The sequence below is a fragment of the Streptomyces sp. IMTB 2501 genome, from assembly GCF_001953885.1.
GTDB lineage: Bacteria > Actinomycetota > Actinomycetes > Streptomycetales > Streptomycetaceae > Streptomyces.
In genome coordinates this window covers 229,357-252,365 of sequence record NZ_MQUS01000004.1, presented here as the reverse complement: position 1 = coordinate 252,365, position 23,009 = coordinate 229,357, and the positions used below count along the sequence as shown (strand labels likewise).

At 71.8% G+C, this 23,009-nt stretch carries 27 protein-coding genes and 1 riboswitch; of the genes, 10 read left to right on the top strand and 17 right to left on the bottom strand.

Going from position 1 to position 23,009, the window contains the following annotated elements:
* Window positions 1-36: 36 nt before the first annotated feature.
* From AV521_RS09640 to AV521_RS09610, 7 genes are all read right to left on the bottom strand, one after another.
* Window positions 37-378 (bottom strand): DUF4326 domain-containing protein, encoded by a 342-nt coding sequence (locus AV521_RS09640; protein WP_076086356.1) that lies wholly within the window; start codon window positions 376-378, stop codon window positions 37-39.
* Window positions 379-389: 11 nt separating this feature from the next.
* Window positions 390-1,178, bottom strand: coding sequence for an SGNH/GDSL hydrolase family protein (locus tag AV521_RS09635; protein WP_076086353.1), 789 nt, complete (start codon window positions 1,176-1,178; stop codon window positions 390-392).
* Window positions 1,179-1,240: 62 nt separating this feature from the next.
* Window positions 1,241-2,260 (bottom strand): hemolysin family protein, encoded by a 1,020-nt coding sequence (locus tag AV521_RS09630; RefSeq protein WP_076086351.1) that lies wholly within the window; start codon window positions 2,258-2,260, stop codon window positions 1,241-1,243.
* The gene (locus AV521_RS09625; protein WP_076086348.1) at window positions 2,257-3,600 is read right to left on the bottom strand and encodes a hemolysin family protein; all 1,344 of its coding nucleotides are present in this window, start codon (window positions 3,598-3,600) and stop codon (window positions 2,257-2,259) included. The genes AV521_RS09630 and AV521_RS09625 overlap by 4 nt, the downstream gene beginning before the upstream one ends.
* Window positions 3,601-3,752: 152 nt before the next feature.
* Entirely contained in the window at window positions 3,753-4,178 is a 426-nt protein-coding gene (locus AV521_RS09620; RefSeq protein ID WP_076086344.1) for a GNAT family N-acetyltransferase, read from the bottom strand.
* A 128-nt stretch (window positions 4,179-4,306) separates the two neighbouring features.
* The gene (locus AV521_RS09615) at window positions 4,307-6,877 is read right to left on the bottom strand and encodes an ABC transporter permease (protein WP_076086736.1); all 2,571 of its coding nucleotides are present in this window, start codon (window positions 6,875-6,877) and stop codon (window positions 4,307-4,309) included.
* A 4-nt stretch (window positions 6,878-6,881) separates the two neighbouring features.
* A complete protein-coding gene (locus AV521_RS09610; RefSeq protein WP_076086341.1) occupies window positions 6,882-7,682 on the bottom strand; it encodes an ABC transporter ATP-binding protein in 801 nt (266 codons plus the stop codon).
* 162 nt (window positions 7,683-7,844) lie between these two features.
* Between AV521_RS09610 and AV521_RS09605 the strand changes: the two genes are divergently transcribed.
* Window positions 7,845-8,084 (top strand): toxin-antitoxin system, antitoxin component, encoded by a 240-nt coding sequence (locus tag AV521_RS09605; protein WP_076086338.1) that lies wholly within the window; start codon window positions 7,845-7,847, stop codon window positions 8,082-8,084.
* Between the two features lie 4 nt (window positions 8,085-8,088).
* The gene (locus tag AV521_RS09600; protein ID WP_023552541.1) at window positions 8,089-8,463 is read left to right on the top strand and encodes a hypothetical protein; all 375 of its coding nucleotides are present in this window, start codon (window positions 8,089-8,091) and stop codon (window positions 8,461-8,463) included.
* Here AV521_RS09600 and AV521_RS09595 read toward each other — a convergent pair whose 3' ends face one another.
* From AV521_RS09595 to bioB, 4 genes are all read right to left on the bottom strand, one after another.
* On the bottom strand, window positions 8,464-9,156 hold the full coding sequence (locus tag AV521_RS09595; RefSeq protein WP_076086335.1) for a class I SAM-dependent methyltransferase: 693 nt from the start codon (window positions 9,154-9,156) through the stop codon (window positions 8,464-8,466).
* A 232-nt stretch (window positions 9,157-9,388) separates the two neighbouring features.
* Entirely contained in the window at window positions 9,389-10,105 is a 717-nt protein-coding gene (gene bioD / locus AV521_RS09590; RefSeq protein WP_079249191.1) for a dethiobiotin synthase, read from the bottom strand.
* Window position 10,106: 1 nt separating this feature from the next.
* On the bottom strand, window positions 10,107-11,405 hold the full coding sequence (locus tag AV521_RS09585; protein WP_076086332.1) for an adenosylmethionine--8-amino-7-oxononanoate transaminase: 1,299 nt from the start codon (window positions 11,403-11,405) through the stop codon (window positions 10,107-10,109).
* On the bottom strand, window positions 11,398-12,585 hold the full coding sequence (gene bioB, locus AV521_RS09580) for a biotin synthase BioB (RefSeq protein WP_076086329.1): 1,188 nt from the start codon (window positions 12,583-12,585) through the stop codon (window positions 11,398-11,400). The genes AV521_RS09585 and bioB overlap by 8 nt, the downstream gene beginning before the upstream one ends.
* Before the next feature lie 147 nt (window positions 12,586-12,732).
* Here bioB and AV521_RS09575 point away from each other — a divergent pair, with 147 nt between their 5' ends.
* Window positions 12,733-13,860 carry an 8-amino-7-oxononanoate synthase gene (locus AV521_RS09575; RefSeq protein WP_076086326.1) on the top strand — a complete coding sequence of 376 codons (1,128 nt, stop codon included), beginning with the start codon at window positions 12,733-12,735 and terminating at the stop codon, window positions 13,858-13,860.
* A 56-nt stretch (window positions 13,861-13,916) separates the two neighbouring features.
* Here the strand turns inward: AV521_RS09575 and AV521_RS09570 are convergent, their stop codons facing one another.
* A complete protein-coding gene (locus AV521_RS09570) occupies window positions 13,917-14,138 on the bottom strand; it encodes a DUF397 domain-containing protein (RefSeq protein ID WP_076086323.1) in 222 nt (73 codons plus the stop codon).
* A gap of 9 nt (window positions 14,139-14,147) precedes the next feature.
* Window positions 14,148-15,008: a helix-turn-helix transcriptional regulator gene (locus tag AV521_RS09565; RefSeq protein ID WP_076086320.1), complete on the bottom strand. Its 861-nt coding sequence runs from the start codon at window positions 15,006-15,008 to the stop codon at window positions 14,148-14,150.
* A 213-nt stretch (window positions 15,009-15,221) separates the two neighbouring features.
* Here AV521_RS09565 and AV521_RS09560 point away from each other — a divergent pair, with 213 nt between their 5' ends.
* Window positions 15,222-15,659, top strand: a complete 438-nt coding sequence (locus AV521_RS09560; protein WP_076086317.1) for an ATP-binding protein — start codon at window positions 15,222-15,224, stop codon at window positions 15,657-15,659.
* Window positions 15,660-15,681: 22 nt separating this feature from the next.
* On the opposite strand, the gene AV521_RS09555 is transcribed toward AV521_RS09560, so the two are convergent.
* A complete protein-coding gene (locus AV521_RS09555; RefSeq protein WP_076086314.1) occupies window positions 15,682-16,593 on the bottom strand; it encodes a LysR family transcriptional regulator in 912 nt (303 codons plus the stop codon).
* An 83-nt stretch (window positions 16,594-16,676) separates the two neighbouring features.
* Here AV521_RS09555 and AV521_RS09550 point away from each other — a divergent pair, with 83 nt between their 5' ends.
* Window positions 16,677-17,294, top strand: a complete 618-nt coding sequence (locus AV521_RS09550; RefSeq protein ID WP_076086311.1) for a LysE family translocator — start codon at window positions 16,677-16,679, stop codon at window positions 17,292-17,294.
* A gap of 7 nt (window positions 17,295-17,301) precedes the next feature.
* On the opposite strand, the gene AV521_RS09545 is transcribed toward AV521_RS09550, so the two are convergent.
* The 3 genes from AV521_RS09545 to AV521_RS09535 all read right to left on the bottom strand — a co-directional run bounded on the left by AV521_RS09545 (window position 17,302) and on the right by AV521_RS09535 (window position 19,300).
* Window positions 17,302-17,775 (bottom strand): C40 family peptidase, encoded by a 474-nt coding sequence (locus tag AV521_RS09545; RefSeq protein WP_076086308.1) that lies wholly within the window; start codon window positions 17,773-17,775, stop codon window positions 17,302-17,304.
* 2 nt (window positions 17,776-17,777) lie between these two features.
* A riboswitch (cyclic di-AMP (ydaO/yuaA leader) is annotated at window positions 17,778-17,916 on the bottom strand.
* 435 nt (window positions 17,917-18,351) lie between these two features.
* Window positions 18,352-18,657: a hypothetical protein gene (locus tag AV521_RS09540; protein WP_076086305.1), complete on the bottom strand. Its 306-nt coding sequence runs from the start codon at window positions 18,655-18,657 to the stop codon at window positions 18,352-18,354.
* A gap of 7 nt (window positions 18,658-18,664) precedes the next feature.
* Window positions 18,665-19,300: an ATP-dependent Clp protease proteolytic subunit gene (locus tag AV521_RS09535; RefSeq protein ID WP_076086302.1), complete on the bottom strand. Its 636-nt coding sequence runs from the start codon at window positions 19,298-19,300 to the stop codon at window positions 18,665-18,667.
* Between the two features lie 87 nt (window positions 19,301-19,387).
* Here AV521_RS09535 and AV521_RS09530 point away from each other — a divergent pair, with 87 nt between their 5' ends.
* The 5 genes from AV521_RS09530 to AV521_RS09510 all read left to right on the top strand — a co-directional run bounded on the left by AV521_RS09530 (window position 19,388) and on the right by AV521_RS09510 (window position 22,916).
* Window positions 19,388-19,666 (top strand): type II toxin-antitoxin system Phd/YefM family antitoxin, encoded by a 279-nt coding sequence (locus tag AV521_RS09530; protein WP_076086299.1) that lies wholly within the window; start codon window positions 19,388-19,390, stop codon window positions 19,664-19,666.
* A 226-nt stretch (window positions 19,667-19,892) separates the two neighbouring features.
* Window positions 19,893-20,195 (top strand): urease subunit gamma, encoded by a 303-nt coding sequence (locus AV521_RS09525; protein WP_076086296.1) that lies wholly within the window; start codon window positions 19,893-19,895, stop codon window positions 20,193-20,195.
* A gap of 10 nt (window positions 20,196-20,205) precedes the next feature.
* Window positions 20,206-20,517, top strand: a complete 312-nt coding sequence (locus AV521_RS09520; RefSeq protein ID WP_076086293.1) for an urease subunit beta — start codon at window positions 20,206-20,208, stop codon at window positions 20,515-20,517.
* On the top strand, window positions 20,510-22,231 hold the full coding sequence (locus AV521_RS09515; RefSeq protein ID WP_076086290.1) for an urease subunit alpha: 1,722 nt from the start codon (window positions 20,510-20,512) through the stop codon (window positions 22,229-22,231). Before AV521_RS09520 ends, AV521_RS09515 begins: the two co-directional genes overlap by 8 nt.
* 10 nt (window positions 22,232-22,241) lie before the next feature.
* On the top strand, window positions 22,242-22,916 hold the full coding sequence (locus tag AV521_RS09510; protein ID WP_076086287.1) for an urease accessory protein UreF: 675 nt from the start codon (window positions 22,242-22,244) through the stop codon (window positions 22,914-22,916).
* Window positions 22,917-23,009: the final 93 nt, after the last annotated feature.

The window sequence follows — 23,009 nt, the reverse complement described above, 5'->3', positions numbered from 1 at the left end:
CCCCGCCCCCGCTCGGCGGAAGCTACGAGACCCGCGTCACCCGTCGGTGTCGGCCAGCTCCGCCAGCACGTCCGCGTGACACAGCTCCGGCGCGCACCAGCAGGCCAGGGTCCTGCCGCGCAGCTCCGCGACCAGCTCCAGCAGCTCCGGCCGCTCCAGCAGATGGGCCCGGTACACCGCCATGACCTCGGCGCGGGTGCCGTCCCGCTTCTTCTTCGGGGTGTCGTAGGCGAACGGGTTGTACAGCGGATGCCGGGACAGATCCCAGCCGCCCATCGTCCACCGCCGCCCGACATAGACCACGTCCTCGGGGGCGTGCTCCAGCCGGGGGCCGAACTCGTGGATCCGGCCCCGTACGTTGATCACCCGCGTGGTCATGGCAGCAGACGCTACGCCTGACCCTCGTACGGCAGCAGCTCCGGGCGCTTCGCCGGGCGGCCGTCGCCGGAGGAGCGGCCGGTCAGGCGCCGCCCGATCCACGGCAGCAGGTGCTGCCGGGCGAACCGTGCGTCCGCGACCCGGCGCGCCCCCCAGCCCGGCGGGGGCGTGGCCGGCATCGGCACCCGCCACTCGGCGTCCTCCGGCTCGTGCCCGAGCGTCTGCCACACCGCCTCGGCGACCCGGCGGTGCCCCTCCGCCGTCAGATGCAGCCGGTCCACGTCCCACAGCCGGGGGTCGCCGAGCGACGGCGCCCCGTACAGGTCGACGACGAGCGCGCCGTGCCGCGCCGCCAGCTCCTCGACGCAGGCGAACAGCTCCTCCATGCGCGGGCGGAACCGCTCCAGCACCGGGCCCTGGCGGCCGGGGCTGCGCATCAGTACGAGCTGTTTGCAGGACGGGGCCAGCCGCTCCACGGCCTCGGTCAGCAGGCCCTTCACCCGGCCCATGTCGCACTTGGGCCGCAGGGTGTCGTTGAGCCCGCCGACCAGCGTGATCACGTCGGCTTTCATGGCCGCCGCCACGCCCACCTGCTCGTCGACGATCTGCCCGATCAGCTTCCCGCGCACGGCCAGGTTGGCGTACCGGAAGCCCGGCGTCCGGGCAGCCATCCGTGCGGCGAGCAGGTCGGCCCAGCCCCGGTAGGAGCCGTCGGGGAGCAGGTCCGACATGCCCTCGGTGAAGGAGTCACCGACCGCGACCAGGCTGCTGTACGGGGGAGGTGTGGGATTCGTCTGCATGGCGTGAGCGATGGTATCCCGGCTCCATACCCGCCGGTCGGTCGCCCCGGGACCGACCGGCGTCAGCCCGGAGCCGGCTGCCCGAACAGCTCCCGCAGTACGTCCTCCATGGTCACCAGACCGGCCAGCCGGCCGTCGTCGCCGAGCACCGCGGCGAGATGCGTACGGCTGCCCCGCATCGCGGTGAGCACGTCGTCCAGCGGGGTCCGCTCCCGTACCCGCGCGATGGGCCGCATGTCACGCAGCCGGAACGGCATGTCCCGCGGCGAGGCGTCCAGCGCGTCCTTGATGTGCAGATAGCCCACGATCCGACGGCCCACGTCGACCACCGGGAACCGGGAGAAGCCCGACTCCGCCGACAGCCGCTCCACCTGCTCCGGGGTGACGCCCACATGCGCGTACACCACCCGCTCCAGCGGCACCACGACGTCACGCACCGGCCGGCTGCCCAGCTCCAGCGCGTCGTGCAGCCGCTCCCGGGCACGGTCGTCGATCAGGCCCGCCTCGCCGGCGTCCCTGACGATCTCGGCCAGCTCAAGATCCGTGAACGTCGCCGCGACCTCGCCCTTCGCCTCCACCCTGAGCAGCTTCAGCAGCCCGTTCGCGAAGGCGTTGATCGTGAAGATCACCGGGCGCAGCGCCCGGGACAGCGCCACCAGCGGCGGGCCGAGCAGCAGTGCGCTGCGCACCGGTTCCGCGAGCGCGATGTTCTTCGGGACCATCTCGCCCAGCAGCATGTGCAGATAGGTCGCGAGGGCCAGCGCGATCACGAAGGACACGACGTGCCCCGCGCTCTCGGGCACGCCGATGGTGTGGAACACCGGCTCCAGCAGATGCGCGATCGCCGGCTCGGCGACCACACCCAGGACCAGCGTGCACAGGGTGATGCCGAGCTGGGCGGCGGCCAGTAGCGCCGAGACATGCTCCAGGCCCCACAGGACGGCCTTCGCCCGCCGGTCGCCCTCCTGGGCCAGCGGCTCGATCTGCGAGCGGCGCACGGAGATCAGCGCGAACTCGGCGCCGACGAAGAAGGCGTTGACGACCAGCGTCGCCAGGCCGATCAGCAGCTGTACGGCGGTCATCGCGCCCCCTCCGTGGTCTCGTCGGCCCGCTCGTCGTCCAGCGGCGCGTGCAGCAGCACCCGCGCCGCCCGGCGGCCCGTGGCGTCCACCACGTCCAGCCGCCAGCCGGCGACCTCGACCGTGTCGCCGGTCCGCGGTATCCGGCCCAGCAGGGTCGCGACCAGGCCGGCCAGGGTCTCGTACGGCCCCTCGGGCACGCGTAGACCCACGCGTGCGAGCTGGTCGGTGCGGGCGGCGCCGTCGGCCGAGAACAGGGCCCGGCCGTCCTGGTCCGCGCCGGCCGGGGCGAGGTCCGGCGTCTCGTGCGGGTCGTGCTCGTCCCGCACCTCGCCGACGACCTCCTCGACGATGTCCTCCAGGGTCGCCACGCCGGCCGTGCCGCCGTACTCGTCGATGATGACGGCCATGGTGCGCCTGCCCCCGAGCCGGTCCAGCAGCCGGTCGACGGTCAGCGACTCGGGGACCAGCAGCGGCTCGCGCATCACCTGCGCCACACGGCGGTGCCGGCGCTGCTCGGCCGGCACTGCCAGCACGTCCTTGATGTGGGCGACGCCGACGACCGAGTCCAGGCTGCCCCGGTAGACCGGGAACCGGGACAGACCGGTGGCCCGGGTCGCGTTGGCCACGTCCTCGCAGCTCGCCTGGGTGTCGAGGGCGACGACCTGGACGCGTGGGGTCATCACGTTCTCCGCGGTCAGGTCGGCCAGGTTCAGCGTCCGTACGAACAGCTCGGCGGTGTCCGCCTCCAGGGCGCCCTCCTTGGCGGAGTGCCGGGCGAGCGCCGCCAGCTCCTGCGGACCGCGCGCCGAGGCCAGTTCCTCGGCGGGTTCGATGCCGAACCGGAGCACGACATGGTTGGCCGTGTTGTTCAGGTGCGTGATGAAGGGCCGGAAGGCCGCGCTGAACCAGCGCTGCGGGTTGCCGACCCGCTTGGCCACGGCCAGCGGCGAGGAGATGGCCCAGTTCTTCGGCACCAGCTCACCGACGACCATCAGGAACACCGTCGACAGGGCCGTACCGAGCACCAGGGCGACCGAACTCGCCATGCCGCCCGACAGGCCCATCGCCCGGAACGGCCCGGCGAGCAGCTTGGCGATGGACGGCTCGGAGAGCATGCCGACGACCAGGTTGGTGACCGTGATGCCGAGCTGGGCGCCGGAGAGCTGGAAGGTCAGGTTCCGTGCGGCCTTGAGGGCGCCGGGGGCGCCGCGCTCGCCGCGCTCGGCGGCGCGCTCCAGCTCGCCGCGCTCGACCGTGGTCAGCGAGAACTCCGCCGCCACGAAGGCACCGCAGGCCAGCGACAGCAGGATCGCCACCAGGAGGAGGAGCACTTCGGTCATCGGGTCACCCCCGTCCCATGATCGGACAGGGCAGGACGGGACGCGCGGTGGCGCGGACTGGGAGGCTCGCCCATGGGCGGACGCTCACAACCTTTCATAGCGGGCCGAGTGCTCCCTCAATGGTAAAGGATGAGCAAAGAGGGCTTGGTGTCTCACTCCTTGAGGGGCTTCACCCAGCGCCGCCAGTGCTCCTCCGGGCCGTATCCGGCCGCGCCCCAGGCTTGCTGCGCCCGCTCGTTGCGAACCAGCACCATCGCGTCCGCGCGCCGCCCGCCGAGCCGTACGAACCGCTCCTCGGCGGCCGCCAGCAGCGCCGAGCCGATGCCCTGCCGGCGCCGTTCCGGATGCACCGCGAGCCGGTACAGATGGCAGCGCCAGCCGTCGAAGCCCGCGATCACGGTGCCGACCAGCTCGCCGTCCCTCTCGGCGAGGATCAGCGCCTCGGGATCGCGGTCCACCAGCCGGTCCACCCCGGCCCGGTCGTCGCTGATGCTGGTGCCCTCGGCGGCCGTCTTCCAAAAGGCGAGAACACGGTCCAGGTCGTCGTGCGCTGCCGGACGTATACACAGGTCAGTCATGTGATCACCGGATCACGGGGTGCGTCCCTCGTGCGGGGATTTCCATCATGCGGACTCCTTGCGTCTGCCGTGGGTGACTTGAGCCCGGACCGGACCTGCGCCTCCGTCCCGGAGGGAGGGAGGCCCCGTCACTCGTGGGCGATCGCCGCCAGCACGTTCATCCGTGACGCCCGCAGTGCAGGCAGCAGGGCCGCCACCACGCCGACCACGGCCGAGCCGAGTACGACGGCGACGATCGTGGTCCAGGGGATCGCCAGCGCCGTCAGTCCGCGCAGGGCCAGTACCCGCTGCATGCACACGCCCCACACAAGCCCCAGCCCCAGCCCGAGGACCGCGCCGAACACCGCGATCACCACCGACTCCAGCCGGATCATCCGGCGCAACTGCCGCCGCCCCAGCCCGATCGCGCGCAGCAGCCCGATCTCGCGGGTCCGCTCCACCACCGACAGCGCGAGGGTGTTGACCACTCCGAGCACGGCGATGACGATCGCCAGCGCGAGCAGCGCGTACACCAGGTACAGCAGGACGGCGATCTGGTCGTGGACCAGCTGCTTGTAGTCGCTCTGGTTGCGCACCTGGACCTGGGGGTACGGCTTGAGCGCCCGTTCCAGCCGGAGGCGCAGGTCCTTCGGCGCGGTGCCGCCGGCCGCGTTGACGTAGAGCACGGAGTCCTGTGCGTCCGGCAGATACCTGTCCAGGGTCGCCAGGCCGAAGTAGAGGCCGCCCTGGGTGCCGAACCCGTCCGCCGTTTCCTGGTCGGTGAGTGCGCCGACGGTCAGCTCGGTGTGCCGCCCGCCCGGGAACTCGACCGGGAGGACGCTGCCGACGCGCACGCCGTGGCTCCTCGCGAAACCGGCGTCCATGGCGAGGTGACCGTCCGCCAGCGCGGCCGCCGAACCGCCCCGTGCGTACGTGATGTGCACGACGTCGTCGAGCCGCGGACCGTACGCGGCGGCGGCCGTCTGGACCCGGTCGCCGTCCGGCAGTCGTACGGCGACCTGGGTGAGCCGCTGTGGTACGACGAGCCCCACGCCGCGCGTCGCCGCCACGGTGTCCCGCACCTTCTTGGTGAACGGGACGAAGTTGGTGTTCTGGACGATGAAGTCGGCGCCGAGTTTCTTGTCGATCTGCTGGTCGAACGAAGCGGACATGGAGGCGCTCGCCACCGACATGCCGCCCACCAGGGCCAGGCCCACCATCAGCGCGGCGGCCGTGGCGCCCGTACGGCGCGGATTGCGCAGGGCGTTGCGCTGGCTCATCCGGCCGACCGGGCCGAACAGGGCGGGAAAGGCCGCACCCAGCACCCGGATCACCGGCCGCACCAGCAGAGGTCCGGCGATGACGGTCGCGATCAGTGTCAGGGCCACGCCGAGCCCGAGCAGCGAGGCCGCCTGCGCGGTCTTCGTGGCCGCGGCGCACCCGGCCAGCGCGGCCGCGCCGATCGCCCCGACCACCCCGCCGACGACGGCCCGCGCCTTCAACGGCTTGCCCACACCGGCGACTTCGGCGTCCACCAGCGCCGCCATGGGCGACACCGCCGCAGCGCGCCGGGCGGGCAGATAGGCGGCCACGAAGGTGACGCCGACACCGACGACGTACGCCGCGACGGGCGTGCCCCAGCCGATGACCATCTCTGTGGCCTTCAGGTTCATCCCGAACGCGGTCATCAGCCGGATCAGCGCGAGCGCCAGCCCGATCCCGGCGGCGAGACCGAGCGTCGAACCGACCAGCCCGAGCAGCAGCGCCTCCGTGAGCACCGAGCGCCGCACCTGCCGCCGGTCCGCGCCGAGTGCCCGCAGCAGGCCCAGTTCCCGGGTGCGCTGGGCGATCAGCATGGAGAAGGTGTTGACGATGAGGAACACGCCCACCAGGAGCGCGACACCGGCGAAGCCCAGCATCACGTACTTGATGACGTCCAGGAACGTCCCGAGGCTGGCCGCCGCCGACTTGGCCTGCTCGTTCGCGGTCTTCAGATCGTAGGTGCCGGTGCCGACCGCCGCGCCGATCCGGTGCTTGAGCTCCGCGTCGGACACTCCCTTGGCCGCGTCCGCCGTGACGCTGGTCGCCAGCGCGGCCGACCCCAGCAGCTCGCGGCCCGCCACCGCCGGGTCCAGGAAGACCAGGGCCGCGCCGGGGTTGGTGGTGGTGAACGTGGCGATGCCGACGACCCGCACCCGGAAACTGCCCGGCTGCGCCTGCACGGTCAGCGTGTCGCCGATCCGTACGTGCTTCTTGTCTGCCGTGTCGGCGTCCAGCAGCGCCTCGCCCGCACCGCGCGGCGCATGGCCGGAGGTGAGCTTCACCGGGCTGCGATCGGTCGGATGCCAGGCCATGGCTATGGTCGGGGCGCCGGTGGTCGGGCCGACGGACCTGTTGCGGCTGTCGACCACGACGGCGTTCTGCACCGACACCTCGGCGCGGGCCGCCGCGACCCCGCCGACCTTCGCCACCCGGTCCCGCAGCGCGGCGGGCAGGGTCTGCACCGCACCGCTCACCCGGGCCGACCGCAGATCCTGCTGCTTCGGCTGGACCGTCACATCGGCGGCCGTGGAGGCGAACAGCCGGTCGAACGTGCGGGTGACCGTGTCGGAGAAGATCAGGCTGCCCGCGACGAACGCCACGGACAGGATCACGGCCAGCGCGGACAGCGCGAGCCGCCCCTTGTGCGCGAGGAAACTCCTCAGGGTCGCCTTGAGCACCGGGTCAGTCCTCCAGGGCGGTGCCGTCGTCGCCGAGCCGGTCCCGGACGACATCGAACTGCTTCATGCGGTCCAGTACGGCCTCCGCCGTCGGCCGTTCCATCCCGTCCACGATCCGCCCGTCGCCCAGGAAGAGCACCAGGTCGGAATGGGCGGCCGCGCCGGGGTCGTGGGTGACCATGACGACCGTCTGCCCGAGATCGTCCACCGCGCCGCGCAGGAAGCCCAGCACCTCCAGACCGGCCCGCGAGTCGAGGTTGCCGGTCGGCTCGTCGGCGAAGATCAGCTCCGGCCGGGAGGCCAGCGCCCGCGCGCACGCGACGCGCTGCTGCTGACCGCCGGAGAGCTGGGCGGGCCGGTGCGTCAGCCGGTCGCGCAGGCCGAGCGTGTCGATGACCTGCCGCAGCCACCGCTCGTCGGGCTTGCGACCCGCGATGTCCATGGGCAGGGTGATGTTCTCGGCGGCCGTCAGCGTCGGGATGAGGTTGAACGACTGGAACATGAACCCGACCCGGTCGCGCCTCAGCCGGGTCAGCTCCCGTTCCCTCAGCCCGGTGATCTCGGTGCCGCCCAGCCACACCTGGCCGGCCGACACCGTGTCGAGCCCGGCCAGACAGTGCATGAGCGTGGACTTCCCGGACCCCGATGGCCCCATCACGGCGGTGAAACGGCCGCGCGCGATGTCGACGTCCACCGAGTCCAGGGCGATGACGGCCGTCTCGCCGGAGCCGTACGCCTTGGTGAGGCCGCGGGCGCGGGCCGCGACGGCGCCTTCGGGTGCGTGCAGTGCAGCAGGTGTGGACAAGACCGCCTCCCGATCGCCTGAACCGCCCGTCCCGGGCGAGCGTAAGGGACGCACCGACCCGGCGCAGCCCTTCCGTGCGCCCTGGCTGTGCAGACCGTGCGCCCGTGCCTTGTCATCCGTGCGCCCTTGCCTTTGCTAGCAAGCCGGCGCTAGCGTCGAGGCATGGCGAAGACCCAGCTGAACGTGCGCGTGGACGAGGGCACCGCCCGCGCGGCCCGTGAACGCGCCCTGGCCCGTGGCATCAGCGTCAACCGCTATATCGAAGAGCTGGTCAGACAGGACACCGGGGAGGCCGGCCGTACGTTCGTCGAGGCCGCCGCCGACTTCATGAAGCAGTACGAGTCCGTGTTCGCCGAGGAGTTCACCGAGACCCGCGGCACCCGCACCGGGGACGGCCGCTGATCCCTTGAACGAGCTCAGCATCGACCTCGCCTGGCTCCTCATGCTCGCCGAACAGAAGACGCCCGGGGACCCGCAGGTCACCGACTGGGGCGCGCTGGTGGCCGCCGTCGCCCGGCACCGCGCGGAGATATTCGGCGTGCCCGTCTACGACGACCCGTACGCCCGCGCCGCCGCCCTGCTCCAGCTGCTGATCCATGTGCCGGCGCTGGAGCGGTCCAACGCGCTGTTCGCCTCCGCGGTCGCCTATGCCTACCTGGTCGCCAGCGGTGCGAAGGTGGCCACCTCGCCCGAGCAGGTGCGCGACCTCGCCCGGCTGGTGAAGGAGGGTGCGGCCGACGTGGACGACATCGCGCGCGAGCTGCGCCGCTGGAGCCTTTGATCAGCGCGCGGCCGGTTCGTCCGGCCGCCAGGCGACCCCGAGCGTGCAGTACGAGGACGGCAGCGTGGGCCCGTTCTCAGGCAACAGCACCGGTCGCTGGGGGCCGAGGGTGAACCCGGCCGCGCGCAGCGCCGCCACCGGCTGCCGGGCCAGATGGCAGCCGCCGGTCAGCGTGGGCCACACCGTCCGGTCCAGGGTGCGCTGGGTCAGCGTCATCAGCCGGCCGCCGCCCAGCCCGTGCTCGAAGTACCGCACCTGGCCGCCCGGCTTGAGCACGCGCCGCACCTCGCCGAGCGCCCGTGGCACGTCCCGCACACTGCACAGCACCAGGGACAGCACCGCCGCGTCGAACGCCTCGCTCTTGACCGGCAGTGCCTCGGCGGCGCCCGGTACCACGTCGACCGGCACCTGGGCGCGCAGCGCCGACTCCAGCGCCAACTGCCTGAGCAACGGCTCCGGTTCGATCGCGACGACCTCCGCGACGGTTCCCGGATAGTGCGAGAAGTTCAGCCCGTTGCCCGCACCGATCTCGATCACCCGCCCCGACAGCCCGGCGAGCAGCCGCTCCCGCAGCCCGGCCACACCCAGCCGGGTCTCGGCGCGGACGCTGACGCGGGCGTAGCAGCGTGCGAAGACCGGATGGTGGACAGGACTCCCCGTCACCTTGCCGGAGGCGGAGGACAGCAATCGCATGACAACCTCCCGGAGCAGGACGGCTCTGGGAAGAGTGTCCCCCGTACGGCGCCGCCGCACCCTCGGCACACGCCATGGGCCGCAGCGCTCCGCGTCGAACCGCCGCACTGCGCCGTCGGTCGTCCGCGGCGCCGTCGTGGCCGGTCGCTCCGCCGAGTTCTCGGCTTCGCTCGAACCCGGGGGACTCCCATCGCGGCGTCAGCCGCGCATCAGGCACAGACCCCGTGCCCCGTCAGGATGCCTCCCGCGTCCGGAACGCCGCTGCGTCCCATGTACCGTCCAGTCGGGGTGCGAGCCAGCCGCGCGCCGCCGTGCGGAAGCCGGCCGGTGACAGACCGCCCGCCCCGGAGGGAATCGCCCCGAGCAGAGGCGCCTGCGCCACCTCCGGCAGATCCGCGACGTTGCAGCGGGTGGCCAGGTCCGGGGAGCCGGGCCAGCTGCCGATGACCACGCCTGCCAACTCCAGCTCCCGGCGCCGTAGTTCGCGAGCCGTCAGCTCCGTGGTGTTCAGGGTGCCGAGCCCGGCCGAGGCCACGACCAGCAGCGGCGCGCCCAGCAGCTCCGCCGTGTCGGCCAGCGTGCCGCCGGCCGCGTCGAAGCGGACGAGCAGCCCGCCCGCCCCCTCCACCAGCACCAGATCGTGCTCGGCGGCCAGCTTGGCCGCCCGCTCGGCCACCTCGTGCGGATGAACCGGGGCCATGCCCGCCCGCCGGGCCGCCGTGCCCGGCGCCAACGGCTCCGGATAGCGGGCGACTTCGGCAGTCGTGACCGCACCCGCGAGCCGCGCGACCTCGTCGGCGTCCCCGCGTTCGTCCGGCCGTACCCCCGTCTGGGCGGCCTTCAGCACGGCCACCGAGCGTCCGGCCGCGAGCGCGGCGGCGGCGACGGCGGCGGTGGTGACGGTCTTGCCGACCTCCGTGCCCGTCCCCGTGATCACCAGAACCGGCATGTCATCCCTCCCGCGCCGCGGCGCACACCGCGCGTGCGATCCGTGCCACGTCCTCGTCCGAGGTGATGTACGGCGGCATCGTGTAGACCAGATCGCGGAACGGGCGCAGCCAGACGCCCTCCCGCACGGCGGCCGCGGTGGCCGCGGCCATGTCCACCTCGTGGTCGAGCTGGACGACGCCGATCGCCCCGAGGACCCGGACGTCCCGTACCCCGGGCAGCTCACGGGCCGGCGACAGCCCCTCCCACAGGCCGGTCTCGATGCGTTTGACCTCCGCCTGCCAGTCCTGCCCCAGGAGTAGGTCGAGCGAGGCGCAGGCGACCGCGGCCGCCAGCGGGTTGCCCATGAACGTCGGGCCGTGCGCGAGCACCGGCACCTCGCCCCGCGAGATGCCCTCGGCGACCCGCGCGGTGCACAGCGTGGCCGCCAGCGTCAGATAGCCGCCGGTCAGCGCCTTGCCCACGCACATCACATCCGGGGTGACACCCGCGTGATCCGCCGCGAACAGCGCGCCGGTGCGGCCGAAGCCGGTGGCGATCTCGTCGAACACCAGCAGCACGTCGTGCGCGTCGCACGCCTCGCGCAGCACCCGCAGATACGCGGGGGAGTGGAAGCGCATCCCGCCCGCGCCCTGTACGACCGGTTCCACGATCACCGCGGCCAGCTCGTCCGCGTGCCGCCCGATCAGCTCCCGCAGCTGGTCGGCGTACGACTCCTCGTACTCCGTGGGCGGCGCGTCGGCGAACACCTGGCGCGGCAGTACACCGGACCACAGCCCGTGCATCCCGCCTTCCGGGTCGCACACCGACATCGGCTGCCAGGTGTCGCCGTGGTAGCCGCCCCGCCAGGTCAGCAGCCGCTGCTTGCCGGACCGGCCGAGCGAGCGCCAGTACTGCAGGCACATCTTCACCGCGACCTCGACCGACACCGATCCGGAGTCGGCCAGGAACACATGCTCAAGTCCCTCTGGTGACATGTCGACAAGGCGCTTCGCGAGCCGTACGGCGGGCTCGTGCGTGAGCCCGCCGAACATCACATGGCTCATCCGTCCGAGCTGTTCGTGCGCCGCCTCGTTGAGGACCGGGTGGTTGTAGCCGTGGATCGCCGACCACCAGGACGACATGCCGTCCACGACCTCGTCCTCGGATCCGTCGGCCAGCCGCAGTTTCAGACGCACCCCGCCGGCCGACTCCACGACCAGCGGTTCGGTACGTCCGGGCATCGGGCCGTACGGGTGCCAGACATGCCGTCGGTCCAGCTCCAGCAGCTCGGGCACGCCCAGGCGGGGCAGGTCAGGCATTGGGCGCGAGGTCCGTTCCGGCGCCCCGGCGGCGGACGGCGACGAGATCGGTGCGCGCCTCCTGAGCGGCCGGCGCGGCCGTCGTACCGCACACGTCCGCCCCCTCGTGGGAGCCACAGCCGGATCCAGACCCGCACCCGGCGCTGGCGTGCGAGCCACAGCCGCCCGCGGCCTCGACCCGGTGCTCCGGCAGGGTCACCTCGCCGGCGCCCTCCACCTCGAACCCGGCGTCGGCGATCATCTCCAGGTCCGCCTTGCCGGCCTGGCCCTCGCTGGTCAGGTAGTCGCCGAGGAAGATCGAGTTGGCGAGGTGCAGCGCGAGCGGCTGCATCGCGCGCAGATGGACCTCACGGCCGCCCGCGATGCGGACCTCCGCGTCCGGGCAGACGAACCGGACCATCGCGAGGATCCGCAGACAGCGCTGCGGGGTGAGGTTCCACTCCTTGGCGAGCGGAGTGCCCTCGAACGGGATGAGGAAGTTCACCGGCACCGAGTCCGGGTCCAGTTCCCGCAGCGAGAAGACCACGTCGACCAGGTCCTCGTCGCTCTCGCCCATGCCCGCGATCAGGCCGGAGCAGGCGGACAGGCCGGCCGCGTGCGCCTTGTTCACCGTGTCCACCCGGTCGGCGTAGGTGTGGGTGGTGGTGATGTCCCCGTAGGTGGACTCCGAGGTGTTGAGGTTGTGGTTGTAGGCGTCCGCGCCCGCCTTGCGCAGCCGCTCGGCCTGGCCGTCGGAGAGCAGACCGAGGCACGCGCACACCTCGACGTGCTCGTTCTGCTCCTTGATCGTCTTGATGGTCTCCGAGACCCGGTCCACGTCCCGGTCCGTCGGGCCGCGTCCGCTCGCCACCAGGCAGACCCGCTTGGCGCCGCCCGCGAGACCGGCGGCGGCCGCCTGGGAGGCCTCGTCGGGCTTCAGCCAGGTGTACTTCAGGATCTCGGCCTTCGAGCCGAGCCGCTGGGAACAGTAGGAGCAGTCCTCCGGGCACAGGCCCGACTTGAGGTTGACGAGATAGTTGAGTTTCACCCGTCGCCCGAACCAGTGCCGACGCACCTTTCCGGCCGCGGCCACCACATCGAGCACATCGTCGTCGGAGGTGGCCAGCACGGCGAGCGCTTCCTCGCGGGTCGGCAGCTCACGCCGAAGCCCCTTGTCCACCAGCGTCTTCAGCAGGTCCATGAGGCCTGATCCTGTCCTACGAGGCCGCTCCGGGCCAAGGAGAGTTTGCACAACGGAGACGGTTCACCGTGTGGGTATTGCCACACCCTGGGCGGCCGACCGTACCGCTAGGGTCTGTCCGCTACCTACAAAAGCCCCGGAGGACCCATGGCGTTCGGCTGGATCGACGAGCAGGCCGAGGCGCGCCGCCGCGCCGGACTCGTACGCACCCTGCGCCCCCGCCCCGCCGACTCGCCCCTGCTGGACATGGCGAGCAATGACTACCTCGGCCTCGCCCACCACCCCGAGGTCACCGAGGGGGCCGCCCGGGCCGCCCGGCTCTGGGGCGGCGGCTCCACCGGCTCCCGGCTGGTCACCGGCACCACCGAGCTGCACACCGAGCTGGAGCGCGAACTGGCCGCCTTCTGCGGCTTCGAGGCCGCGCTGGTCTTCTCCTCCGGGTACGCCGCCAACCTGGCCGCGGTCACCGCGCTGGCCCCGCACGGCTCGCTGATCGTCTCCGACGCCGGCAACCACGCCTCCCTCATCGACGGCTGCCGGCTCGCCCGCGGCGAGAGGCAGGTCGTCGGGCACGCCGACCCGGAGGCGGTGCGCAAGGCCCTGGCCACCCATCAGGGGCCGGCGATCGCCGTCTCCGACACCGTGTTCTCGGTCGACGGCGACCGGGCCCCGCTGGAGGCGCTGGCCGAGGCGTGCCGGGAGTACGGCGCGGGACTGGTCGTCGACGACGCGCACGGGCTCGGGGTGCTGGGCGACGGCGGCCGGGGCGCGCCGTACGCGGCGGGGCTGGCGGGCGCCGCGGACGTGGTGGTCACGGCCACCCTGTCCAAGTCGCTGGGCAGCCAGGGCGGAGTGGTGCTCGGCCCGGCGCGGGTGATCGGCCATCTGGTCAACGCGGCCCGGACCTTCATCTTCGACACGGGCCTGGCGCCTGCGGCGGCCGGCGCCGCGCTCGCGGCACTGCGGCTGCTCGTGCGCGAACCGGAGCGCGCGGCGCGCGCCCGTGCGGTGGCCACGGAACTGCACACCCGGCTGACCGCCGCGGGTCTGGAAGCGGTGCGTCCGGACGCCGCGGTGGTCTCCGTGCGCGCTCCGTCCCCGGAGCAGGCGGTGCGCTGGGCGGCCGACTGCCGTGCCGCGGGGCTGGCCGTGGGCTGCTTCCGTCCTCCTTCCGTGCCCGACGGCATCTCACGGCTGCGGCTGACCGCCCGGGCGGACCTGTCCGGGGCGGAGATCGAACGCGCTGTACGGGTGATCGGCGAAACGCGACCATGAGTCGGCGTGACACGGCCGTGCTTCACCTATGAGTGATTACCTGTGATCGATTTTGATCAGAGTGCGGTCAGGAACCCGGCCCAGCTCCGGGCCGAGAAGAGCACCGCGGGTCCGGCGGGGCTCTTGGAGTCGCGCACGGCGAGCAGTCCGGCCCAGGGGCCGGAGCGCGGCCGGGCCGTCTCGACGCAGTTGTTGGCTCCCGTGCTGTAGCTGCTGCGCAGCCATCGCACGTCGTGCAGATCGGTACTGGCAGGGACGTTCCGAGGCAGTGCTGACATGGTGCCTCCTTACGCGCCGTCACCTATCCCGGCGATGTAATCCAACGATTCCTTGGGTGAAAGGGCGTGCATCCGAAGGGTGTCGAAGGCCTCTGAGTAGGCCATGAGGTCTTCTTTCCGCTCCAGGTAGAGGCTACTCGTCAACTGGTCGAGAACAACCACGTCTAGATCAGAAGTGCTCGGAAATGAGAAGATTACGAAAGGTCCGGTGAGGCCGACATGCGCACCGGCGCCGAACGGCAGGATCTGGAGCCGGACTTGGGGCAGCCGGGCCGCGTCCATCAGCCGTTCCAGCTGCCGGGCCATCACCTCGGGGCCGCCGATCTCGCGCCGCAGCACCGCCTCGTCCAGCACCGCGCTCAGCCTGAGCGGCCGTTCGGTGCGCAGCACGTCCTGCCGGGCCAGCCGAACCTCCACCAGCGTGTCCAGGCGTTCGTCGTCCAGGTCCGTCACGGCCGCCCGGGTCACCGCGCGGGCGTACTCGGGCGTCTGGAGCAGTCCGGGTACGACCGTGGTCTCCAGGGTCCGCATCGCGCTGGCCTGCGACTCCAGGCTGATGAAATCGCGGTAGGTGGGCGGCAGCACCCCGCGGTAGGCGTGCCACCAGCGGTGCCGGTCGCCCGCTTCCTCGGAGCCCGCCAGCATCAGCAGCAGCTCGCGCAGCTGCCCGTCCCGCACCTCGTACGCGTCCAGGAGTAACCGCACGTCGGCCGGTTTCGCGCCGCTGGCACCCGTCTCGATACGGCTAACCTTCGACTGGTGCCAGCCGACCAGCCGGGCCGCCTCACCGCTCGTGAGCCCCGCACCGGTACGCAGCATGCGCAATTCGGCGCCCAGTTTGCGGCGCCGCACCGCCGGCCCGTTCTGCATGGGCTCCTCCTTACTCCTTCCGGGCCGCCCAAATACGGTCTCGCGTCGTAGAGTTCACCGCTTCGGGCGACAGATATATGCATATCTTGGTGGATCGCTCCCCGTGACCGGCCCGGTGATGGCAGGCTGACGAGCAAGCACCAGTCCGGGACCGTACTCGAACCTTCCGCTCCGTGTCGGACTGCGGTCCCGTGGGAAAGGGACGACGTCGCCATGGCAGACCATCTGGAAGCATCCGTCACTCTGCCGAGCGATCCAGCCTCGGTCTCCGCCGCCCGTTCCTACGTCGTGGGCACGCTCGCGGAGTGGGGCCTGCCGTCGGACACCGACGTGGCCGACACGGTGCGGCTCATCGTCTCCGAACTCGCCACGAACGCCGTACAGCACACCCTCGGACAGTCACCCACCTTCACGGTCGACATCGCGCTGGACCGTGACGAACATCTGCGCATCGGCGTCACGGACAGTCACCCGCGCTTCCCGAAGAGACTGCCCGCCGCCGTCCAGCAGGACAACGGCCGCGGCATGGTCATCATCCGCTGTCTCACCGCCGAGTGCGGCGGCAAACTCCGTGTCCGCCCCACCCGCGAGGGCGGCAAGACGGTTTCGATCGAACTCCCGTGGACGGCTCCGGTGGAACCGGTGCCGTAGCCGTCGTGGCACTCCAGGAGCGCTATCGCCCGGCTCGGCCGAAGGCCCCCCGCAGCAGCGTCCGGAAGGCGTCCGCGGCCGGAGTCGTCTCGTCCGCGCGGTGGGCCACCGAGATGGTCCGGCGCAGACGGCCCGCCTCCAGAGGGCGTACTCCGACCGGTGTGGCCGCGGTACGGGCCACCATCTCCGGTACGACGGCCACCCCGAGGCCGGCGCTGACGAGCGCGCACACCACGGCGTAGCCGGGGGTCGGCACCAGTAGCGCAGGCGTGGCGCCCGCCTCCGCGAGCAGGCCCTCGACCTCGCGGCGGGCCGGATGGTGCGGTGCCATGCTGATCAGCGGCTGCCCGGCCAGCTCCGCCAGCGGCAGCCGGGACGAGGCACTGCTCAGAGCGTGTCCCGGCGCGGTCACCAGCACCAGCTCCTCCACCAGGACCGGCTCCAGACGCACCGACGACGGCACGGGCACGGGCTCGGCCGGGTGGTAGGTGTGGGTCAGCGCCAGGTCCACCTCGCCGGCCGCCACCGCCGTGACCCCGGCCGGCGGGTCGTAGTCCGCGACGGACAGCGTGACATCGGGATGCGCCCGGCGGAACGCGCTCAGTGCCGGCGGCAGCAGATGGACCCCGGCGGTCGGGAAGGTGCCGAGCCGCAGCGCCCCACCGGTGAGCCCGGTCAGCCGCGCCAGCTCGTGCCGGGCCCGCTCCAGCTCGTCCAGCACGATCCGGGCCCGCGCCACCAGCACTTCGCCCGCCTCGGTCAGCCGGGCCCCGCGGTGATGGCGGACCAGCAGAGACGTGCCCGCCTCCCGCTCCAGCTTGGCCAGCTGCTGGGAGAGGGCGGGCGGGGTGTAGCCGAGCCGGTCGGCGGCGCGCGTGATCGAGCCGGCCTCCGCCACGGCCACCAGCGCGGCCAGCCGGGTGGGGTCGTACATGCCGCCAGCCTAAAGCATCCCTTTAGGTCCACGCAGAAAATCCGAAATACCTGCTGAAGGCTCTGCCAGGGCACGCTGGCGGCATGGATGTACAGCTCATCGCCTTCACCGGGATCGCCGCCGGACTGGTCGCCATGCCGGGCGCCGACTTCGCCGTGGTCGTACGCAACGCGCTGGTCTCACGCCGGGCCGGCGCGGTCTGCGGACTCGGCATCGCCGGGGGACTCCTGGTCCACACCACCCTGGCGGTGGCCGGTGTCGCGGCCGTGCTGGTGGCCGTGCCCGCGCTGTTCCGGGCGTTGCAGCTGCTGGGCGGCGCCTATGTGCTGCAGCTCGGGGTGCGCACCCTGTGGTCGCTGCGCGGGTCCGCCGAGGCGCCCGAGGAGACGGCGGCCAAGGCGGCGCACCCGCTGCGCCAGGGCTTTGTCACCAACGTCCTCAATCCGAAGGCGTCGCTGACCTTCCTCAGCCTGCTCCCGCAGTTCGTGCCCGCCGGGGGCCATGCGCTGCCCCGGACGCTGCTGCTCGCGCTGATCGTGTGCGTGCTGGCACTGGTGTGGTTCCAGGTGGTCGTGCTGCTGGTCGACCGGCTGGGCAGGTGGCTGCGCCGGCCCCGGGCCGCCCGTGGGCTTCAGGCGGTCACCGGGGTGGCGCTGACGGTGCTGGGAGCGGCCCTGCTGCTGGAGCCGCTCCTGAGCTGACGCAGGGTCAGTTGATCCGGCCGTACCAGACGCTCGACGTCCAGATCTTCTGGAGCCGTACCACGTCCCCCGTCCTGGGCGCGTGCCAGATCTTCCCGTGGCCGGCGTAGATGCCGACGTGGTAGACGTTGGAGCCCGAGTGGAAGAACACCAGGTCACCGGCCCTACGGCTGCCGGCCGAGATGTGGTGTGACTTGTTGTACTGCGCGGCGGCGGTGCGCGGCAGGCTCTTGCCCGCCTTCTTGAACGAGTAGAGCGTCAGCCCCGAGCAGTCGAACCTGTGCGGCCCGGTGGCTCCCCATTGGTACGGCGCCCCCTTCTGCGAGGCCGCGACCTGCAGTGCTTTCGACGCGAGGGTCGCGGCCGAGGCCTCGGGGGCGAGACCGGGAACCGTGATCGAGCCGCCGACGGCGGCGAGGGTGAGTGCCGAGGCCGTACTGGCCCGGGCCATGAGCGACGGGACACGATTGAGCGCAGTCATGCGCAACCCTTCGTCAGCCGCCTGTGAAGGATGACCTGTCGGATTCGGGCTGGCGAAGTTGCCCGGCCGCGTTGCCGCGGCTTCACCCCTAGGGCTGCTCGGAATCTCCGCCCGTCTGCGACGACCAGACGAACTTCCGTTCCGGCGACCCGTCTTGCTTGGGTCCTCCACTCCTGCCGATCCACTCCTGTCGACCGGTCGTCCGGGCGGCGGCAGGACTCGGCGTCCGCCCGGACCGCCCCGCCGCGGTGGCGGGGGCTTGTCGTCAGACAGGGATCTTCACCTACAGCTGTCGGAAAATCCCAACGGAATCGGGGATTTGTGGCGTTACTCACCACTCGCCCGTTCGGGTGGACAGTGTGGTGTTCGAGGCGTCGTCAGCTCCTGGTCGTAGCCCCGGACCTGGGGCGGAGTACCGCGTTCCATGCCGGAGGCCCGCGCGGTGCGCAAGTCGGGAGATCCGATGAACGACCTGGATATACCCCGGTCGGCGGTACGCCGTTCGGGCCGTTTCACCTCTGTTGCGAGCGGCGCCCGTCGACATGCGGATCATGTCCGGCCTCTCGGGTGTCCGGATCAGCGGTCACCGTCGGGCGGGAGCGCGACGCGCGCGGTACGACGTTCACCGTCCAGGACCCGCAAAGCCCGTGCCAGCGTGTCCCGGTACAGCTCCGTCTCGCCCCGCTGGTGCATCAACGCGAGGGCGTCACGCAGCTCTGCGGCCTTGCGCACCAGGGCCTGGGCCGCGCGCAGCCCGCGATAGGTGTCTCCGCCGTGCGCGGGATTGATACGGCCCAGCAGGTCGGCCGCCTCCAGGTAACGGTCGATCAGATCGCCCTCGGCACGCGTCAGTGCGGGCAGCGGCGGCAGGTCCGGCAGCATCGGCGGCTCACTTGGGGTCCGGTGCGCCGGGCATGCTCCGCCGGCTGGGCACGATGCCGTCCACCAGGCCGTAGGCCATCGCGGCGGGGGCGTCCAGGACCAGGTCCCGCTCCAGATCCTGGTGCACCTCCTCCGCCGTGCGCCCTGTGTGCCGTACGAGCATCTCCTCCGTCAGTGCGCGCACCCGGGCCAACTCCTCGGCCTCGATGAACAGGTCGCTGGGCTGGCCCTCCACCGGCTCGGGCAGGCGCGGTTGCTCGATCACCATGCGTGCGCCGGGCAGGGTGAACCGCTTGCCCGGTGTGCCGGCCGCGAGCAGCAGCGCGGCGTGGGACGCGGCCTGGCCCAGGCAGTACGTCGACACATCGCAACTGATGTAGCGCATCGTGTCGTAGACGGCCGTCAGCGCGCTGAACGTACCGCCCGGGGAGTTGATGTACAGCGTGATGTCCCGCTCCGGGGTCGCGTGTTCGAGGTACATGAACTGGGCCATCACGTCGTTCGCGGCCGTGTCGTCGAGCGCGGTGCCTAGGAAGACGATCCGGTCCTCGAAGAGCTTTCCGTAGGGATCGAGCGTGCGCTCGCCGCCGCTGGTGCGCTCGGTGAACTCAGGCAGGACATGACGGGCGAAAGCATGGGACATGGGCACACCCCTCCTCATCGCACGGCCTCCGATGGGCTCGGCTTCTGTAAAAAATGTACAGGACGTACGTGACGTTAGAATGGGGTCATGGTCTATGAGATTCCGGTGACGCAAGCCAGGGCTGAGCTCGCCGACCTGATCAACCGGGTGGTGTACGGCGGCGAGCGCGTCGTCGTCACACGGCACGGCAAGCCGCTGGTCGCGCTGGTCTCGGCCGCTGATCTGGAGCGGCTGGACGCCCTCGGCGAGCCGGCCGGGGAGCAGGTCGTCAGCTCGGTCTCAGGGGTCCGCGAGATCGGTTCCGCCCCGCGCGAACAGCAGCGGTTCGGGATCGCCGCGGAGCATCGCGGCCCCGCCGTGTCCTGACCCGCACGGGTATCGGCGCCCCCATCGCGCGGTCATCCGTGGATCAAGGTCTGGTTAACGTCGTTGAAACTCCGGCGAACTAACCTGCCGCTCCACGCCATCAGGGGTTTTTCTGCCCGGATTGAGGATGATTCGGGGATTTGTCTGTGTGTTACACCTATCCCCGTCGTGATGGCAGCGGCAACCGGACCCCGCACGGTCCGGAGCAAGGACTGTGAGGTGGGACGTGCAACTGACCCCGCATGAGCAAGAGAGGCTGCTCATCCATGTGGCGGCCGACGTCGCCGAGAAGCGCCGGGCCCGCGGGCTGAAGCTCAACCACCCGGAAGCGGTCGCCCTCATCACGTCGCACATCCTCGAAGGAGCCCGTGACGGCCGTACCGTCGCCGAGCTGATGTCGTCCGGCCGTAAGCTCCTCACCAGGGACGACGTCATGGCCGGGATCCCGGAGATGATCCACGACGTCCAGGTCGAGGCCACCTTCCCGGACGGCACCAAGCTCGTCACCGTCCATGATCCGATCATCTGAGGCGGCTGCGATGATTCCCGGAGAGATCCTGTTCGCGGACGATCCCGTCCAAGTCAACGCAGGCCGTGAGATCACCCGGCTGACCGTGCTCAACGCCGCCGACCGGCCGGTCCAGGTCGGCTCCCACTATCACTTCGCCGAGGCCAACCCCGGCCTGGCGTTCGACCGCGCCGCGGCCCGCGGCAAGCGGCTGAACGTCGCCGCCGGTACCGCGGTCCGCTTCGAGCCCGGCATCCCCGTCGAGGTCGAGCTCGTACCCCTCGCCGGCGCCCGGGTCGTGCCGGGTCTGCGCGGGGAGACCGGAGGTGCCCTCGATGCCTGAGATCGCCCGCGGCGCCTACGCCGACCTCTTCGGACCCACCACCGGCGACCGCATCCGGCTCGCCGACACCGACCTGCTGATCGAGATCGAGGAGGACCGCTCCGGCGGCCCCGGCGCCTCCGGGGACGAGGCGGTCTTCGGCGGCGGCAAGGTCATCCGCGAGTCGATGGGCCAGTCCCGCGCCACCCGCGCCGACGGCACCCCCGACACCGTGATCACCGGCGCCGTCGTCGTGGACCACTGGGGTGTCGTCAAGGCCGACGTCGGCATCCGCGACGGCCGGATCGCCGCGATCGGCAAGGCCGGCAACCCGGACACCATGGACGGCGTCCACCCCGACCTGGTCATCGGCCCCGAGACCGAGATCATCGCGGGCAACGGGCGGATCCTCACCGCCGGCGCCATCGACGCGCACGTCCACTTCATCTGCCCGCAGATCGCCGACGAGGCGCTGGCCTCCGGCATCACCACCCTGGTCGGCGGCGGCACCGGCCCCGCCGAGGGCTCCAAGGCCACCACGGTCACACCCGGCCCCTGGCACCTCGCCCGGATGTTCGAGGCGATGGAGGCCTACCCGGTCAACGTCGGTTTCCTCGGCAAGGGCAACACCGTCTCCCACGAGGCGATGCTCTCCCAGATCCGCGGCGGCGCGGCCGGCCTGAAGCTGCACGAGGACTGGGGCTCCACCCCGGCCGTCATCGACGCGGCCCTGACCGTCGCCGACCGCACCGGCATCCAGATCGCCATCCACACGGACACCCTCAACGAGGCGGGCTTCGTCGGCGACACCCTCGCCGCGATCGCGGGCCGGGGTATCCACTCGTACCACACCGAAGGCGCCGGCGGCGGGCATGCGCCGGACATCATGACCGTGGTCTCGCAGCCCAACGTGCTGCCCAGCTCCACCAATCCGACCCGGCCGTACACCGTCAACACCGCCGAGGAACACCTCGACATGCTGATGGTGTGCCACCACCTCAACCCCGCCGTCCCCGAGGACCTGGCGTTCGCCGAGTCCCGGATCCGTCCGTCGACCATAGGAGCGGAGGACATCCTCCACGACCTGGGCGCGATCTCGATCATCTCCTCCGACTCCCAGGCGATGGGACGGGTGGGTGAGGTGATCCTGCGGACCTGGCAGACCGCCCATGTCATGAAGCGGCGGCGCGGCGCGCTGCCGGGCGACGGGCGCGCCGACAACCGGCGGGTACGGCGGTACGTCGCCAAGTACACGATCAACCCCGCGCTCGCCCAGGGCCTCGCCGCCGAGATCGGCTCCGTCGAGACCGGCAAGCTCGCCGACCTCGTGCTGTGGGAGCCGGCGTTCTTCGGCGTCAAGCCGCTCCTCGTGCTCAAGGGCGGCCAGATCGCCTACGCGCAGATGGGCGACGCCAACGCCTCCATCCCCACCCCGCAGCCGATCCTGCCCCGTCCGATGTACGGCGCGATCGGCCGCGCTCCCGCCGCCAACTCGGTCAACTTCGCAGCCCCGTTGGCGATCGAGGACGGGTTGCCGGAGCGGCTGGGGCTCGGCAAGCGGTTCGTGCCGATCGAGTCCACTCGCGCGGTGACCAAGGCCGACATGCGCGAGAACGACGCCCGGCCCGACGTCCGGATCGACCCCGACAGCTTCGCCGTGCACATCGACGGCGAACTGGTCGAGGCCGCACCGGCCGTCGAACTGCCCATGGCCCAGCGCTACTTCCTCTTCTGAGGGTGTCGTGATGGCACGGGCAGCACTTCTCGTCCTGGCCGACGGCCGCTTCCCCGCCGGAGGGCATGCGCACTCCGGCGGGGCGGAGGCCGCCGTCAAGGCTGGGCGCATCACCTCAGCCGCGAGCCTGGAGGACTTCTGCCGGGGCCGGCTGCAGACCGTCGGGCTGGTCGCGGGAGCGGTGGCGGCGGCCGCCGTACTCGGCGTGGATCCGGGGGAGCTGGACGCGGCGGCGGACGCCCGTACGCCGTCGCCCGCCCTGCGAGCCGCTGCGCGCCGCCTCGGCCGACAGCTGCTGCGGGCGGCCAGGGCCGCCTGGCCCTGCGACGAACTCGACGTGCTGGCCAAGCAGTTCCCGAAGGGCGCGCATCAGCCGGTGATCCTCGGTCTCGCCGCCCAGGCGGCCGGACTGGGGCCGGACGACGCGGCGTACTGCGCGGCGTACGAGAGCGTGAGCGGGCCGGCGACGGCCACGGTACGACTGCTGAGCCTCGACCCGTTCGACGCCACCGGTGTGCTGGCGCGGCTGGCGCCGGAGCTGGACCGTGTCGCGGATACGGCGGTGGAAGCGGCGCGGAGGGTGCTCGACGAGGGTGTCGATGCGCTGCCGGCCGCGTCGGGGCCCTTGCTGGAGGTCGGTGCGGAGTGGCATGCGGCCTGGCCAGTGCGGCTGTTCGCGTCGTAGAGGTCGCCCCTGCCGCCCCTACCCGTCCCATCCCCCAGGGGCTCCGCCCCTTCGACCCCGCCAGGGGGCTTTGCCTCCTGGACCCCCATCGGC

What these genes read in the sequence shown, in the direction of transcription:
- AV521_RS09640 (WP_076086356.1), bottom strand. Translation starts at nt 378, where the DNA reads ATGACCACGCGGGTGATCAACGTACGGGGCCGGATCCACGAGTTCGGC.
- AV521_RS09635 (WP_076086353.1), bottom strand. Translation starts at nt 1,178, where the DNA reads ATGCAGACGAATCCCACACCTCCCCCGTACAGCAGCCTGGTCGCGGTC.
- AV521_RS09630 (WP_076086351.1), bottom strand. Translation starts at nt 2,260, where the DNA reads ATGACCGCCGTACAGCTGCTGATCGGCCTGGCGACGCTGGTCGTCAAC.
- AV521_RS09625 (WP_076086348.1), bottom strand. Translation starts at nt 3,600, where the DNA reads ATGACCGAAGTGCTCCTCCTCCTGGTGGCGATCCTGCTGTCGCTGGCC.
- AV521_RS09620 (WP_076086344.1), bottom strand. Translation starts at nt 4,178, where the DNA reads ATGACTGACCTGTGTATACGTCCGGCAGCGCACGACGACCTGGACCGT.
- AV521_RS09605 (WP_076086338.1), top strand. Translation starts at nt 7,845, where the DNA reads ATGGCGAAGACCCAGCTGAACGTGCGCGTGGACGAGGGCACCGCCCGC.
- AV521_RS09595 (WP_076086335.1), bottom strand. Translation starts at nt 9,156, where the DNA reads ATGCGATTGCTGTCCTCCGCCTCCGGCAAGGTGACGGGGAGTCCTGTC.
- bioD (WP_079249191.1), bottom strand. Translation starts at nt 10,105, where the DNA reads ATGCCGGTTCTGGTGATCACGGGGACGGGCACGGAGGTCGGCAAGACC.
- AV521_RS09585 (WP_076086332.1), bottom strand. Translation starts at nt 11,405, where the DNA reads ATGCCTGACCTGCCCCGCCTGGGCGTGCCCGAGCTGCTGGAGCTGGAC.
- bioB (WP_076086329.1), bottom strand. Translation starts at nt 12,585, where the DNA reads ATGGACCTGCTGAAGACGCTGGTGGACAAGGGGCTTCGGCGTGAGCTG.
- AV521_RS09575 (WP_076086326.1), top strand. Translation starts at nt 12,733, where the DNA reads ATGGCGTTCGGCTGGATCGACGAGCAGGCCGAGGCGCGCCGCCGCGCC.
- AV521_RS09570 (WP_076086323.1), bottom strand. Translation starts at nt 14,138, where the DNA reads ATGTCAGCACTGCCTCGGAACGTCCCTGCCAGTACCGATCTGCACGAC.
- AV521_RS09565 (WP_076086320.1), bottom strand. Translation starts at nt 15,008, where the DNA reads ATGCAGAACGGGCCGGCGGTGCGGCGCCGCAAACTGGGCGCCGAATTG.
- AV521_RS09560 (WP_076086317.1), top strand. Translation starts at nt 15,222, where the DNA reads ATGGCAGACCATCTGGAAGCATCCGTCACTCTGCCGAGCGATCCAGCC.
- AV521_RS09555 (WP_076086314.1), bottom strand. Translation starts at nt 16,593, where the DNA reads ATGTACGACCCCACCCGGCTGGCCGCGCTGGTGGCCGTGGCGGAGGCC.
- AV521_RS09550 (WP_076086311.1), top strand. Translation starts at nt 16,677, where the DNA reads ATGGATGTACAGCTCATCGCCTTCACCGGGATCGCCGCCGGACTGGTC.
- AV521_RS09545 (WP_076086308.1), bottom strand. Translation starts at nt 17,775, where the DNA reads ATGACTGCGCTCAATCGTGTCCCGTCGCTCATGGCCCGGGCCAGTACG.
- AV521_RS09540 (WP_076086305.1), bottom strand. Translation starts at nt 18,657, where the DNA reads ATGCTGCCGGACCTGCCGCCGCTGCCCGCACTGACGCGTGCCGAGGGC.
- AV521_RS09535 (WP_076086302.1), bottom strand. Translation starts at nt 19,300, where the DNA reads ATGTCCCATGCTTTCGCCCGTCATGTCCTGCCTGAGTTCACCGAGCGC.
- AV521_RS09530 (WP_076086299.1), top strand. Translation starts at nt 19,388, where the DNA reads ATGGTCTATGAGATTCCGGTGACGCAAGCCAGGGCTGAGCTCGCCGAC.
- AV521_RS09520 (WP_076086293.1), top strand. Translation starts at nt 20,206, where the DNA reads ATGATTCCCGGAGAGATCCTGTTCGCGGACGATCCCGTCCAAGTCAAC.
- AV521_RS09515 (WP_076086290.1), top strand. Translation starts at nt 20,510, where the DNA reads ATGCCTGAGATCGCCCGCGGCGCCTACGCCGACCTCTTCGGACCCACC.
- AV521_RS09510 (WP_076086287.1), top strand. Translation starts at nt 22,242, where the DNA reads ATGGCACGGGCAGCACTTCTCGTCCTGGCCGACGGCCGCTTCCCCGCC.